Raw genomic sequence first — 15,792 nt, forward strand, 5'->3', positions numbered from 1 at the left:
TATGACGCTGTTTTTGCACACGGATGGATAAGACATATCATGGATCTGGATATCAGCGGACGTCGGGCACTGATCATGGGGTCCAGCCAGGGACTGGGGCTTGCCTCCGCACAGGCGCTGGCATGCGAAGGCGTTGATGTCGTTCTGACGGGCCGGTCCACAGCACGCCTTGAACAGGCGCGACAGTCCGTGCAGACGACGCGGACGCAGGTAGATATCCATACCGTGGACTTTTCCGACCCCACGCAGGTCGAAACATTGCTGGGCCTTATACCGACATTGGGTATCGATATCGTCATTACCAATTGTGGTGGTCCACCAGCCGGTGACATTTCCGCCGTGGATGCACAAGCCTGGCGCGCGCAGTTCGAAACGATGGTCAATGTTCCCATCCAGATTGCACAGGCGGCCCTGACTCATATGCGCCAGCAGACATGGGGCAGGATCATCAATATCGCCTCTTCGAGTGTTGTCCAGCTCATTCCCCAGCTCGGGCTATCGAGTGCATTGCGCATGTCGGTCATTGGGTGGGCCAAGGCCCTGTCCATGGAGGTCGCGGCAGACGGGATCACCGTTAATTCCGTTATTCCCGGACGCATCCATACCCGTCGCGTGGACCAGATTGACCGCGTTACAGCCATCAGCCGTGGATGCACACCACAGGATGTGGCCGCAGCATCGCAACAGGCCATTCCCATGCAACGCTATGGCCGTGCAGATGAATTTGCGGATGCCGTGGCCTTCCTCGCCAGCGGAAGGGCATCCTACATCACCGGTAGCACGCTTCGTGTCGATGGTGGCCTGATCCAGACCATGTAGTTTTGGAAAACTAATGATTATAAAATATTCTTGGAAAAATTTCCAAAAACTACCCCATTCATAACTATAAAAGGGAATGATAATAGGTCATTTTAAATTATAGGGCATCTTCCATTTGCGCGTTGTCGGCAACGATATTGCGCGTAAAATCGTCGTGCCTGATTATATATATGAACAGGCAAAAGCAGACATTCCCACATCTTCTCACTTTCCATTATGGAGAGCCCGCATGGTATGGAATAACCTCCCGACTGTTCCCGCCTCACTTGATACCCGGCAGCAGCTTGCATCCATTTTTCGCATCCTGAACCATTTCCGCTTTACGGACCTGATTCATACCCACTCCTCCGCACGGATCGAGGAAACGGCGGATACGCTGCTCATCAACCGTTATGACCTGCTGTTTCATGAGGTCACGGCCACCAACCTGGTCGAAATTGATGAAGAGGGGCAGCGCAAACACGGCAATGACCATCTGCGGGTGAATTTCGCTGGCTGCAATATTCACAGCGCCATTCACAAGGCGCGCCCGGACGTAAAGTTCGTGATCCATACCCATACCCGTGCCGGCGCTGCCGTTTCCGCGCAGGCCAAAGGCCTGTTGCCCATCAGTCAGCAGGCAATGATGTTCCATGATGCCGTGGGTTATCATGATTTCGAAGGATTTGTGCTGTCACGTGAAGAGCGCACGACGCTGGCGCGTGACCTTGGGATGAACAAGGCGCTGATCCTACGCAATCATGGCCTGATCGTCGTGGGACGTACTGTGGCGGAAGCTGTAAACCGGATCTATAATCTGGAACGCGCCTGCGAAATCCAGATTGCAGCACAGTCGGGGAATACGCCACTGGTGGTGCCCGCACATTCCATACAGGCTCATCTGGGCGCACAAGCGGATGCACAGGTCCAGCTTGATATAGAACAGATGGCATGGGAAGCCTGCCTGCGCCTGATTGAAAATGAGGGTACGGACTATCGCCTCTGAAATACGATGCGGCCATGATCGTATATTGACATCACCTATCGGGCTGTATCCGATGGGTGATGTCAACATGATCCGGCAGGTGTTTTTGCAGAAGACAAGAACAAGAAACTTTTATTGTTTTTCTTGACAGGTTATTTTCAAAATATTCCTGAGCATCAATACATATGGTAAAAGGTTGTATTTAAGTGAACCTGAGGCAGCTGGAAATCCTGAGGGCGATTGTGCGCTACAATACCACCGTGGCCGCGGGCCGGGTGCTGGGGCTGTCACAACCCGCGATTAGCAACGCCCTCAAGACCATGGAAGAACAGGTTGGTTTTTCCCTGTTCCAACGTAGTAATAATCGTATCTTCCCCACCGAAGAAACGAAAATCCTCCTCAACGAGGCTGAAACGATCTTCGAAATCCATAAACGCATTGAGATGCGCATTGAAGATTTGAAGAACAACCGCATCGGGCAATTGCGCCTGGTCGCGACCCCTCCCCTAGGCTATGGTGTCGTTGCAAAGGCAATCCAGCAGATCCAGAAAAAGAAGCCTAACCTCAAGGCTTTTTTTGACGTGCATCGTTACGAGGATGTTATAGAATATATCCTGAGTCACCGGTCAGAAATCGGGTTTGTCATGGGATTTGCCGAACATCCCGGCATTGTATCACAAGTCGTCTATAAGGGGCATATGGTGTGCGTCATGCCGCCCGAGCACCCACTCATGAAACTTTCGGTTGTCACACCCCAGGATCTTGTCAGGCATCGCTTTATCGCGCTGGAACACGGAACGAAACTGGGCGATGCATTGCGACATGCCTTCAGACAGTCAAAACAGGACCTGCATTTCGCGGTGGAAGTGCGCTATGGGCTGACTGCATGCGCGCTTGCCAATGCAGGGGTTGGCGTGGCTGTAGTTGATCCCCTGACGGCGGATTCATCACAATATTCACTGGCGCAACGACCATTCGTTCCTGAAATTTCGGTCATGGCATCCGTCGTGTGGGCAGAAAACCGTTCCCTGACGCGCGTAAGCCGACAGTTCATCAGGGAAGTGGAAAATATTGTTCATGACCGCTGAGCATGCTGCGGTTCTTCCCGCGCACGCGCCTGACGCAATCCCATACGCCCCATGGCCATTGCCAATGCCTCGATCGTAGGTTCCATCACCGGAATGCCCAACGCAGATTCAAGGATGGGACAGAAATGCGCCATACCCGCACATCCAAGGATGACGGTGTTTGCCCCTTTGTCCATCAACTGCCGACCTGCCTGGATCATACGCGCCGCGACAGCAAGGGTTGCCGCACTTTCCGCACTGGCGTCAATCGACTGGCTACCAACATAACGTTGCGTCAGCCCCATCATGCGTATGATCCGTGCCTGCCTTATGCATGACAGGGGCGATAACGCAATGATGCCGAATTTATCACCATGCGTCAGGGCATGCAAAATCGCGCTTTCACCGCATCCCAGAATGATACGACCTGTCCCGGCATGCTCTTCACGACTGCCCAGCAGGCCAGGATCGCTGAAGCACGAAATGATGTAGGCATCGGCGGGTTCAGTGCGGATTTTTTCCTGAACAAGCACTGCCGCCCTGTCCGCATCGGCCTGCGTTGCAATACCCAATGGTCCTTCGGGCAGGCAAATGACATCAATGTCGTGCGCAACAATGCCACGCATCCCAGCAATCCCCGCCTCGATTACATCTGTCACCTTTGCTGAGGAATTGGGATTGAGAATCAGGATACGCCCACGTCCATTCATGTTTTATCTCCTGAAGGAAACCGTCATCCGTCGGACGGCGTGCCGAAATATTTTATTGATCACAGGTCTATGCAACCGACCTTTAATGAAAAAACACCGGCTTTCCTGTGGCCTGTCCAAGAACCTGATCCTCACGCATGACAATACGGCCCCGAATAACGGTCGCATGCGGCCACCCGTGGCAGGAATAGCCATGAAACGGCGTCCAACCACATGGGGATGTAATCCAGCTTTCCTCGATTGTGCGTTTTTTCTTCATATCGACAATCGTGAAATCAGCATCATAATCCAGGGCAATCCGCCCCTTGTTGATTGCGCCATAAACCCGTGCAGGCCCATGCGCCATAAGCTGCACCATACGCGCAAGCGACAGTCGCCCGGCATTCACATGATCAAGCATGATGGGTAGCAGTGTCTGCACCCCGGTCAGACCGGCCGCAGTCGACGGCCACGGGCGTTCCTTTGCCGCACGCGCATGGGGGGCATGATCCGACCCGATACAATCGACATGACCTTCGTTGATCGCCCTCCACAGGGCGTCATAATGCTCGCGCCCCCGGATGGGCGGATTCATGACCGCATATCCTCCGTGCGTATCATAAACTTCCGGCCCAATCTGCGTCAGGTGATTCACCAGGACTTCTGCCGTACAGATGTCACGATACGACTGAATATATTCAATTTCCTGCATGGTGGAAACATGCAGGATATGGGTCGGGCGTCCTGTCCTGCGCGCCAGAGCCAGCAGCCGGCGCGTGCCAAGGAATGCACATTCCACATCCCGCCATTCACTGTGCATGCGATGGGGCTGTCCTTCGGTGAACAGTTTGCGCCTTTCCAGCAGCCGGTCATTATCCTCTGAATGATAACATACACGCCGGGTGCCGCTGCGCATCAGGGCCTCAAGGCCTGCATCATCGTCCACCATCATGTTGCCCGCCATGAATACCTTGATGGCACAGACGTTGGGTTGCAGTTCCAGGTGGGACAAGGCAGGGATATTATCGTGCACACCCCACACATACATCCCGATATCACACCATGCCTGATCCGCCACAAAATCACGTTTGCGATCCAGTACCGCACGCGAGGTCACAGGTTCCAATGTGTTGGGCATATCGAACACCGTGGTGATCCCCCCAAGGATCGCCCCGCGTGTGCCATCATGTATCGTCTCGACCGCCGGGTTTCCCGGATCACGCAGATGTACATGAGGATCAATAAGCCCCGGCAGGATGACAAGATTGGAACAATCCATGACCGTACGCCCCATGGAGGGGGGAATATTTCCTATGGCTGCAATACGGCCATCGCGGCATCCGATATCACATTGGTGAAGTCCATCGATCTGAACGTGACCGTTTTTCAGTATAAGATCATATTCAGTCATGGAAACTCCCACTTTTTATTTTAAAGTCAGGCTCTATATTCGTTTCGATTTATCAATTTTACGAAGATAAAAACAGTTCCGGTCTACTGTTCCCTGTCCAATGGTGGCTGACAGCCAGGGCACCAGAGAACCCGGTCATAAGGCTGCACCAAGCGGTGCGATTTTTATTCCGCCTTGGGCAGTTCGATGCCAACCTGGTCCACGATACGCCTGTACCACTGTGGACGGCGATGCAGGTCAAAGTTGAACATTTTGGTGCGTCCCTGCAGGCACATGTCCAGATCACAATCCGCAACTAGCACTTCATCTTTCAATGTGCTGGCCTGTGCCACTATGACCCCGTTCGGGTCAACGATACAACTCCCACCGATCAACGCCGCCCCGTCTTCGACACCGGCCTTCGCCACAGCGACAGCCCAGCACGCATTCATGTAGGCATTACCCTGTACGGCAAGCAAGGCATGAAACGTGCGCAGTTCCGGGCTTTCACTATTGCCACCATTAGGGTCATAGGCAGCGGAGTTATAACCTACACACAACAATTCCATTCCCTGCAACGCAAGGCAACGCCATGCTTCCGGCCAACGACGATCGTTACAGATCAGCATGCCTATACGGGCATCTTCCCAAGCCTGTGGTCCCTGAAAGACGGGGAATCCCGTGTCACCATATTCAAAATAGCGTTTTTCAAGCTGCTGAAAACGTGAATTTGGCCTGGGTTCAACCGAACCAGGCAGATGGATTTTTCTGTATTTCCCGATGATCTCCCCTGTTGGTGCGACAAGGATGGACGTATTGAAACGCTGCCCCTCTGGCGTCTGTTCGGCATAGCCCACGTAAAAGCCAACCCCCAGTTCACGGGCACGCTTAAAAAGACGTTCTGTTGTATCCGAGGGGATATGTGCTTCAAAATATTCCGCCAATACACTACCATCAAGCAGCATCCGCGGGAAAAACGTCGTAAATGCAAGTTCAGGAAATACGACAAGTGTCGCTCCCTGCTGTGCGGCCTGTTCCAGCAACCCGATCATGCGGCCCAGAATGGACTGACGGCTATCGGTGCTCTGGTTTCCGCCCATCTGCGCGGCCGCGACACGTATAACACGGCTCATGCCGTTCTCCTGTCTTCAAAAAACAATGTAATTCCAACATTGTGTCGAAACAAACCAGAGTTCATCGGGTAGCAGAGAATCCAGAATGCCGCCAATCAGGAAAAGATCCATCGTATTCATGCATCTTATTGCTACCCTTTCTTTTATAAATACGTTCCCTTCCCCCCTATGACCGGAAAGCGCCGTATCCATTCATACTATATGCCGATTGATATTCCCTGCCCCATCGGCTGGCACAATAGGGCATGGGCGTGACATACGATCAGAAATGGATCCCCATCTGTACCGCAACCGTAAATCCGGCCCCCATGAAGTAAGTTGGGGTGCCAGTCGCCCCAACAACGGCTGTATTACCGACATTTTCATGGCTTTTGGCCGATGCCATGACACCACCGATCCCAGACAGGTAATGATTATCACCCAGATTAATGAAGTTTACCTGCAGTGTCGGCTTCTGCAGTCGTCCATAAGACGGAAAGCGATAGCCAATGGACATGTCGGCATGTACCTGCGAGGGCATCTGCTGATCATTCATGAAGGTCGAATATTGTGTTCCAATATATTTAAGCGCGAAATTCCCGAAGAAGTGGGAGTCATCGTAGGAAATACCCACGGAACCCTGAAACCGTGGGGAGGCCACAGCTTCCTTGCCCTTGGTCGGCAGGTAGTTATCCCCAACCTTGAAGTTATCGCCCAATCTCGTATACAGATATTCAAACGAGACATATGGGCTGAAGTGATAGAATGGGCGTGTACCAAATTCCACATCGACACCACGCGATGTCTGTCCGCCAACATTGATGAAGGTCGAAACCGGTGACGACCCGATATAAGTCTGTGATGCGATCTGCCGATTGGTAAAGTTATAGTTGAAGAACACGACAGATGCCGTAAATGTCTTGTCCCGATACCGGTAGCCAAGTTCCTCCTCGATGGAATATTCATCCTTCGTCTTGCCACCGCCAAGCTGCGTTGCCGCACCCGTGTTGGGGTTGTAGATGTCAAAGAAGCTCATGCTCAACGGTGGCCGGAACCCGGTTGTGCCGTTTACATAAATCTGGTGATGGGAATTGATCTGATAATGAATGGAAACACGCGGAAGTGGCTGAAAACTGTTGCCACTGACGACATACTGCGTGTTCGGCATCTTATCCGTCCCACGCCGATCAACCATCATTGCCTTCAGGCCAGCCGAAATTTTCAACTTGTCATTAAGAAGGGAAACAGTATCAGCAAGGTAAAGGCCATTGGTCTGTTCCACCACATTATAATCCATTGCACGCAATGGTTTACCATTGGGCATACGGATGGCATATTCGTTGCCCCATGTCGCCGCAGCCAACCCATTTGAACCAACGGCTGTAAAATCAGACCAATAACTGAAATCACCATATTCATACCAGTTACCAAAGATCAGTTCATTGATCCCGGTCTTGTAAGTCCATTTGGTATTGAATCCGACGCGCCACGGCGTATCTGTGCTGCGCTCGCCCACCACTGCCGATCCATCGACAGTATTGGGAAGGGCGCTCATGCCCGTGACCTTTTCAGATCCGTAATAGGCATATCCAGATGGCAATGTCTGACCCGCAATCGTGCCACCCCACCCATGCCACAGATAGGGTTCCGCATTGAAATGCCACTGCTTGTTCAGCTTTAACGATATAGGGAGGCCAACATTGATATCGTCCCATGGATTATGGTTTAACTGCCAGTAGTTTTTATTATACGATGCCGAGGCCCCCTTTACAAAAGTCGGGTTATAATAATTAGATGTCCCCTTGGCATTCCATTGCGCCAATGTCGGTTCGTAATATTGAGACAGTTCCTGATCCGCCCACGAGAACACGGCGGCAACACGATTACCATCGCCCCATTCCTTCGTAAACTTAAGATCAATATGCTTGCGGTTATCAGTTCCTGGTCCCGTCCAGTGCTGATCGTGGAAGTTCGAAAACGATACCCATCCCTTGATGCCAGTATTGCCAATATACCCGGTATTCAGGCGGATAAACTGCTTGCGAGACATCCATGTGCCAAACATGGCCTCGGCATACCCCCCCATCTTGTCGGTGGGATCTATGGACTTATATGCCACCTCTCCGCCCAGGTCAGAAAAGACAGGGGTATCAATGGCAGAGGACCCCTGCGATACATGGGCTTCTGCCAGATTCTCGGTGTCCAGCAACTGTGATGCAAAAACCTGCCCGGAATTGATGTCATTTTGTGGTGTGCCATCAACTGTAAAGGCAATTTCCTGCTGGTTCAGGCCACGCATTGTCAGCAGAGAATGATTTGTGACGCCAAACGGGTCTGATGCCCCGAAATTCACGCCTGGTGCATTCTGGATCATCTGCATGACGCTCTGTGCGCCTGCCTGCTTTTCAATATAAGAACGCGAGACCGTGCTGATTGCCCGCGGGTCCGTATGATAGGACATCTGCCCACTGGCCAATGCGGGTTGCCGGTTGCGGCTGACATTAATGGTTTCGGGCGTTTTCTGCGCTGTGATCCCTGTCGGCTGCTTTGCCGCGGCGGCTCGGGCCGTAGAGGAGTGTTGTGTATCGCCCCCCGTCACGCGTGTAAGCTGCCCGGCAGCCTGCGCTTCGCTGATATGCGGAAGCAAGATAAAAGACACAAGTGCTGTATAAAGAAAATACGTATTCTTGGTCATTATTTCTTACCTCGCCACCAGAATGAAAGAAGGCCAATGAATGGTTTCAAAGCCTCATATTGTTCCTTTACGATAACGATGTGCCGAACAGATTTCCAACAAATCATGAAGTCGAAACGACTACTCGCAACGAGAGAAAAGAAGCATAAAATGACATGATAAACAGTCATTTACTGCCAATATCCAACAGATACATATAAACGATCTTTATGATCTATATGTTTTTATGATAGCTGAAGGATGCCTGTTCGCACCTCTTGTAAAATGGATGCACAGCAGCGACAAAACATATGTCGTATGTACAAAAAAATCATATTACACATATATTTATTGAAATTATTTGTTTTATTTCAAATATTGTGTTAAAAATTAAACTATATAAATATTTATAATTTATTTACGATATGAAATATAAATGAATTTTATTTATGAAAACATACAGAACATGAATGTTTTTAATTATAATAAACATCGAATTTTATTATGAATATTCTTGCATCTTATGCTGTATTCTTGTTGCTGCCATCATTCCCATATGACATTTCGTACTGATCTGGAAATATAAGCATACTCTTCCCATCGGGCTATACCTTCCCCGCCCTCGAACGGTCTGGGATAAATCTCGCTCACAGACACTGGCAACGCAACTGTTCATATCAGGACGCAACGGTGGTCTTTGGACGCTTTATATTCCCCCTTGTCTCTTATTGTATGCCGCTGGGACGACAAAAGAACTTTGATCAAAGAGGGATATGGATAGGGGCCAGAAAATCTTTCAAAAAAAATGCCACCCTTTAAAAGGTGGCATTTATAAAACTTCCATTGTCATTTATGAAAATGAAAATCACCCTACATCGTGCTTTTCCTGGCTGCCCATCCAGCAAGCGCCGTCATGGCTGTATCCAAATCCTTAAGCGTCACATCAAGAGTAATATCCCTGCCGCGCAGTCCGGTGAACCGCAGATGTGCAGTTTTTCCATGCGCAAATTCAGCCAACATCGCATCGGAAAGCGCGGGGTGGTTCGCAATACACTCCGTCCCCATGCAGGTCATCCATGACAGCGGGATCGCCGCACCCCCATCCACTGCAATTGTCGCAGGTTTGCCCAGTGCCAGCCCCTGCGGCAATTCCACCATCAACGTATAAGGACCGAGCGTAGGGGCCCCCATCACACGTTCTCGGGTGAATGTCACCGCCCCCATCACAATCGGCTGTTTCCGTGCATTCTGCACAACCAGTCGCTGCTGTATCGTACATAATGCCGGACCATTGGTACCCCCATGTGGATACATGCAACGGGCAAGCCATGGGCCAGATGTCTGTGACAGGGTTTCCATGGCGGGTGCGGTCGGCGCGGGTTTCGCGCCTACTGCCGTCGGGGATGCAGACGACGTTGCTGCCACGCTACTGGCCCCGGCACCTTTCGCAGAACCCGAACGCGCCCGATCAGCACGCGCCACACCCCAGCCAAGAAGACCCGTGGCAAGGACAACGACCAGTGAGGTCGTTTTTTTCATAATTATCCCCCAATCCTCTCCAACCTATCCTGCCTGTGGGTCACAAGGTGCCCATGGACCGGGAAAGATCAGAATTTCACCCGGATATTCCCCGTCAGCCCGCTATCCACCGAACGACGACCATACTGACCGATATAGGACAGACCGATATCGAGAACCCGGCTCAGCTTCGCACGCAGGCCAAGCTTGACGACTGCGGTATCCTGGGCCAACGGCACACCGGCAACCTCGAATGTGTCACCGCCGGACATGAAGGCTTCACGCGCAGTCGGCATGGTCAGGCCGAACGCATGACGATATCCCAGCATTGCATTGGGCATCAACACAACACCACCGGCATTGAAGCTGGAAGAGAAACGCGCCCCGAAAGTGGAATAAGTCACCCCGGTATCAAGCGCACGTCCCGCAAGCGCAGCGGCACCGCCATGTTCGGAAAAACGGTCCGTATGCAGGTTAACATAGGCGATATCGGCAAAAGGTTCGATCCCAACCGGCCCCGCGTCAAGGTGATAGCCAATATCCCCAAACGCCTGCGCTGTGCCGCCGTTATAACGGCTGCTCAACCGATCGGAAAAGCCGGTAAAGCGCGCATTACGGGTCATGGACAGCATATCCCACGTATAGGTCGCCCCCATCCGCAGCGCCAGACGTCCCCAATGCGTCCCGGCATATCCACCAAGGCTGACATTGCTGCTGTGACCATAGGACGAGACCCCGGAACTGTCGAAAGTGGAATGTCCATATCCAACCAGCCCACCGACATGCCAGCCCAACACCGGCGCATCCGCCCCCAGCACGAACCCACCAACAGAATGCCCCATGCCTGACGCATTCCCGTCGCCCGCATTATGCCCGAACGATCCATAGGCCTGCATCCACAATGCTGCATGTTCAGACCTGCAGGCCCCGTCGGTCCGCTGTCCATTCGCAGATGCCGTTTTCATGCCGCTGGCTGCACCGCGCTCGCAATCCGCGCCACGCAGACGCTCTATTGCCGCATCGCGAATGTAATAGCTGTCCTGAATCAGCGCGGTACGGGCAGATGCATGCAGTTCGCCCGACAGGCCGTTTAGGGCATGACGTGCAGTGCTGGCATCCGTCTGGACCAACGCATTGAACAACGATCCGCTGCTAATGCTATCCATTGCGCCACCAACGGCACGTTCGTTGCGTGTATCCCCCACCGACGCGAAACTGACTGTATTGCGCCCCAGAAGCAGATAGACGTCATCCGCGCTATAGGTCAGGATCGGGTTCAGAAAAGCAAGGTTCGACGTCACGGATGCGAATTTCCCCGACACGCCATCCGTGGCACTGAGGATCGTATACCGGACATTCGTGTTCCAGCTTCCATCTGCCGTGATACTGCGGACAGTACCACCTTCCAGTGTGGCCTTACCCTGCACTGAAACCAGGTCATGGCCACCATCTTCGGAAAGGTTGACCACGTAATTTGAACCTGCGGCCATCGTCAGGTTCCCTTGGACGGTCAGGGTTCCCATCGGATCACCATCATTCCCGGGCGAGAGCGTCCCTCCCGAAGAAATGGTCGTGGTGCCGACCGTACCAGTGCCCGCCAGGGTGGTGCCTGCATCCGCGACAACTGGACTGACGATGCTGCCATCGACTTCAAGTGTGCCGTCAGCGATTTCGGTGCCGCCACTATAGGTACTGTCCCCTGAAAGGATCAGTGTGCCTGCCCCGACCTTGACCAGATCGCCCGGCGATGTGCCATCCGAAAGCGTACCAGATAGCGTACCCTGGCCACTGGCCACATTGACGGTGGGATCACCGTTCAGGACCAGCGCATTTGACAGCACCAGCCCATCCGCACCGAAATTGAGGGTCGTGCCCTGTGCCATGTTCAGCGCACCCGTGCTGAGGGCTGATGCGCTGGCAACCGTCAGTGCCCCCCCAGCAAGCGTCGTGCCCCCGGTGTAGCTGTTCACACCCGACAACGTCATGTTGCCCGTGCTGTCAATAACCAGCGCACCAGTGCCCGAAACCATATTCGTCAACGCACCGTCCGCTGATTGACGGAGTTCCAGGGTGCCATTATCGACAATTTCGCCTGTGCCGAAACTTCCCGTCGTACCCGTCAGCGTACCGCCGGTAATCGTGGTTCCGCCGGTATAGCTATTGTTGCCCGTCAGCGTTTCATGCCCATCAAGCAGCGTCACGCCCCCCGTCCCGGCAATGGTGCCCGCGAAGCTCCCCGCCGCATCGGTCAGGGTCAGCGTTTCACCACCCAGCGCAACGGCGCCACCGCTATTGCCCGACAGGGAGGCAATCGACGCCCCATCCGTGGTACCGGAAATATCAAATGTACCGCCGCTGAGCGTAACCCCGCTTGAGGCCGCAATGCTGCCATCACCCGTCAGCGCCAGCGTACCTGCATTGATCGACGTTGCCCCGGTATAGGTCTCAGCTTGCGCCACACTCAGCGTGCCAGTTCCATCCTTGAACAGCATGCCGGTGCCAGAAACCAGATTGGTTAGCGTTCCATTCGTTGACTGGTCGATATCCAGGGTGCCGTTATCCACGATCGCACCGCTGCCGAAACTTGCTGTCGTACCCGTCAGCGTGCCAGCCTCGATCGTGGTCCCCCCCGTATAGGTATTGACGCCCGTCAGGGTTTCATGTCCCCCCGCCAGGGTCAGGCTGCCGCCGACTGTATCTGTCTGTGTGCCGAGCTGCTGATTGGCGATGCTATCATTGGTAATCGTGCCGGAAAAAGTATCCGATGCATCCGTCAGCAGCAGGTTCTGGCTGCCCAGTGACACAACGCCATTCCCAGCCAACGATGTAATCGCGGTGGAAGATGCGGCGATCGTCCACTGCGTATCATTATTGCTATCGCTGTTTGTATCCGATGTGTTGGATGCCACCGTACTGTTAAGCGAGATATCAAAAATACCATTATCCACCACACGGCTGGATGATGCTATGCTGGCCTGTGAGGATGAGCCGTCAGTCTCTCCGAGTGTACTTGCAGAGGCAAGCAATAAAGCAGTTCCACTACCGATGGTCGTCGCACCGGTATAAGTGTTCTCCCCACCAAAGATGGTGATGACAGTCGACCCCGACGTGCCGGGATTCGTGAGGGTTATCCCCCCCCCGACACCACCGCTGATCCCACCATCCACAATCGGGCCGACAACCCCGTTCACAATATTGCCACTGACACCACCGGCGAGAAGCAGTTCCGGTGTCTCCACTCCCTTGGCCCCTGCCCCGATTGTCAGGGTATTGCCGCCAAGTGCAATTGTTGCATTTGCATCATTTATGGCAGTGACGGATGCACCGTCGGATGTGCCTGAAATATCAAGAACACCGCCGGTATACATTGAGAGCAGGCTGGAAGACGCAATACTTCCATCACCCGCCAGTGCCAGCGTTCCTGATGAAATCTGTGTCGAGCCGGTATAGGTATTGACCCCGGTAAGTGTCTCGGTCCCGCCCGTCAGATTCAGACTGCCACTGGTGCCGCCTGCTACACCACCATCGGCAATAACCCCGCCAAACGTGCCACTGGCATTGGTTAACACCAGCGTCTCTTCGCCCAATGCAACAGTACCATTACCCGACAGGGATGCGACCGAATTCGCCTCCATGGAGGACCCTGAAATATCGAGCGTTCCGTTATCAACAACTCCGCCTGACGTTGCGATCGAACCTGCCCCCGAAAGTTCCAATGTCCCGGAACTGATCGTCGTGACCCCGGTATAGGTATTGCTACCTTCCAGCACCAGTGCCCCTGCCCCATCCATCGTAAGTCCGCCCGTGCCACTGACAGGCGCAGTCACGTTCAGGGTTGTGCCTGCATCGGGGCTAATTTCGCCCCCCCCTGTGCCAAGCGTGATGCTACGGGCAGTCGTGACGTTCGCTGTTGTCTCCAGGTTCCCGTTATCCGTCAGGCTTAGGCCGCCAGCCGTATTGCCCAACGCGGAATCAGATGAGATCGACAGGCTTCCGCCATCAATCGTGGTCCCCCCCGCGTATGAATTGACACCACTGAGGACCACATGCGCCCCGTCGGCCACCGTGACGGCACCCGCACCGGAAATCACACCAGAAACATCGAGCGCATCGCCCGTCCCCTTGGTAAAGGACAGCGCGGACGACGCATCATCCATTACAATGGCGTTATTCAGCGTGCCCGCCCCCCCTGACGCGATGGCGAGGCCAGAGGACGCAGCAATTTCAATATTGCCTGAAAGGGTACTACCATTTTCCAGTAACAGTGCGTTGCCGGTACCACTGGCAAGGATCGCATCGGCTTGCGTTGTGCCATCACCAGCCATCCCGCCGGTAATGGACCCCGAATTATCCACTGTATCGCCACCAACCATGACAAGGCCGACACCACCAGCACCGACACTTCCGCCTGTGCCACCCGCACCACCGGTAATCGATCCCGCATTGGCAAGGGTCAGCCCCTGCCCCATAAAGGCCACGCCGACACCACCGGCGCCACCGCCACCATTCGTGTTGGCCGCACCATTGACGGCCTGCCCCGCGCCACCGGTGCCACCTGCACCACCTGTGATGTTCGCACTGTTGGTACTGGTCGTGGCCGTGGCATTCCCACTGGCAAGGAGGTCGAGGCCATCGCCACCGCCGCCGCCACCGCCGCCGCCGCCCTCACTGGAGACACCCGCCTCACCACCGTTCCCACCGGTCCCGCCAGTTACGACATTGGACACCGTAACACTATCGGTCGCAATAACACCGGCCCCACCGCCGCCGCCGCCGCCGCCGCCGCCGTTCCAGGTGCTGTTTCCCCCGCCACCGCCACTGCCCCCCGTGATGGCGGACGTAACGGATGCGCCGGCACTTTCGATCACACCAGCCCCGCCGCCGCCGCCGCCACCTGCGTTGAAGCTGTTATCATAGGCCGTGGTACCTGCGGAACCGACCACGCCGCCCGCACCGCCCGCACCGCTTTCTCCACTAAGGCTTAACCCGTCATGCCCGGCGCCGCCCACACCGTCGGACGACGCGGCACCCGCGCCTGCCAGCGAAGTTGCGGGCCAACCGCCACCAGCGCCGCCCCCACCATTACCGGCACCGCCCACGCCGCCATATCCAGCCGACGCCACCACCCCGCCAGCACTCTGTCCCATCGCCACATGGGGCACGCCCGTACTGATCAAGGCCGCCAGCACGGCAACCGACCACGGCGAAGATGAAACAGCACGCGACAGGCTGGTGCCTGCACGCAGAACATGCTGCAAACGCGGATAGGAGTGTGGGTTGCCACCCGCAGGAAAACGGGTGACCCGAGCAGGAAGGGGGCTGTTATGCATCAAGACAAATCCTGGGTGGCATCGCATTGGAAATGATAGGGGGAAAACACACATTTCCAACGATATTACGTTGCAATATCGGAACGATTTACGTCCGGCACAGTCCCTGATTTCGGGACATAAATTCAGATAATTCCCTGACAGGAAAAGGTTTGTGAAAAACATGCATATACATGGGACACCACCGATCTGGTCCCCATATCAGACATGCAATCGACATCTATTTTCA

General features: G+C 54.2%; 9 protein-coding genes. 3 read left to right on the plus strand and 6 right to left on the minus strand.

Going from position 1 to position 15,792, the window contains the following annotated elements; translation table 11 throughout:
* The first annotated feature begins 39 nt into the window (after nucleotides 1-39).
* The 3 genes from FYB92_RS10065 to FYB92_RS10075 all read left to right on the plus strand — a co-directional run bounded on the left by FYB92_RS10065 (nucleotide 40) and on the right by FYB92_RS10075 (nucleotide 2,871).
* Nucleotides 40-819, plus strand: a complete 780-nt coding sequence (locus FYB92_RS10065; protein ID WP_332828580.1) for an SDR family oxidoreductase — start codon at nucleotides 40-42, stop codon at nucleotides 817-819.
* 229 nt (nucleotides 820-1,048) lie between these two features.
* A complete protein-coding gene (locus FYB92_RS10070) occupies nucleotides 1,049-1,804 on the plus strand; it encodes a class II aldolase/adducin family protein (RefSeq protein ID WP_062808950.1) in 756 nt (251 codons plus the stop codon).
* 185 nt (nucleotides 1,805-1,989) lie between these two features.
* Entirely contained in the window at nucleotides 1,990-2,871 is an 882-nt protein-coding gene (locus tag FYB92_RS10075; protein ID WP_003619661.1) for a LysR family transcriptional regulator, read from the plus strand.
* Here FYB92_RS10075 and FYB92_RS10080 read toward each other — a convergent pair.
* The 6 genes from FYB92_RS10080 to FYB92_RS10105 all read right to left on the minus strand — a co-directional run bounded on the left by FYB92_RS10080 (nucleotide 2,859) and on the right by FYB92_RS10105 (nucleotide 15,563).
* A complete protein-coding gene (locus FYB92_RS10080) occupies nucleotides 2,859-3,560 on the minus strand; it encodes an aspartate/glutamate racemase family protein (protein ID WP_075624382.1) in 702 nt (233 codons plus the stop codon). The genes FYB92_RS10075 and FYB92_RS10080 overlap by 13 nt on opposite strands.
* Before the next feature lie 82 nt (nucleotides 3,561-3,642).
* Entirely contained in the window at nucleotides 3,643-4,950 is a 1,308-nt protein-coding gene (locus FYB92_RS10085; protein WP_281649818.1) for a dihydroorotase, read from the minus strand.
* A 164-nt stretch (nucleotides 4,951-5,114) separates the two neighbouring features.
* Nucleotides 5,115-6,062, minus strand: coding sequence for an N-carbamoyl-D-amino-acid hydrolase (locus FYB92_RS10090; protein ID WP_075631651.1), 948 nt, complete (start codon nucleotides 6,060-6,062; stop codon nucleotides 5,115-5,117).
* A 262-nt stretch (nucleotides 6,063-6,324) separates the two neighbouring features.
* Nucleotides 6,325-8,736, minus strand: coding sequence for a TonB-dependent receptor (locus FYB92_RS10095; protein ID WP_192263983.1), 2,412 nt, complete (start codon nucleotides 8,734-8,736; stop codon nucleotides 6,325-6,327).
* Between the two features lie 849 nt (nucleotides 8,737-9,585).
* The gene (locus FYB92_RS10100; protein WP_332828581.1) at nucleotides 9,586-10,254 is read right to left on the minus strand and encodes an invasion associated locus B family protein; all 669 of its coding nucleotides are present in this window, start codon (nucleotides 10,252-10,254) and stop codon (nucleotides 9,586-9,588) included.
* A gap of 68 nt (nucleotides 10,255-10,322) precedes the next feature.
* Nucleotides 10,323-15,563 carry an autotransporter domain-containing protein gene (locus FYB92_RS10105; protein WP_332828582.1) on the minus strand — a complete coding sequence of 1,747 codons (5,241 nt, stop codon included), beginning with the start codon at nucleotides 15,561-15,563 and terminating at the stop codon, nucleotides 10,323-10,325.
* Nucleotides 15,564-15,792 lie beyond the last annotated feature (229 nt).

It is taken from the genome of Novacetimonas sp. GS1 (assembly GCF_036686925.1).
Lineage (GTDB): Bacteria > Pseudomonadota > Alphaproteobacteria > Acetobacterales > Acetobacteraceae > Novacetimonas > Novacetimonas hansenii.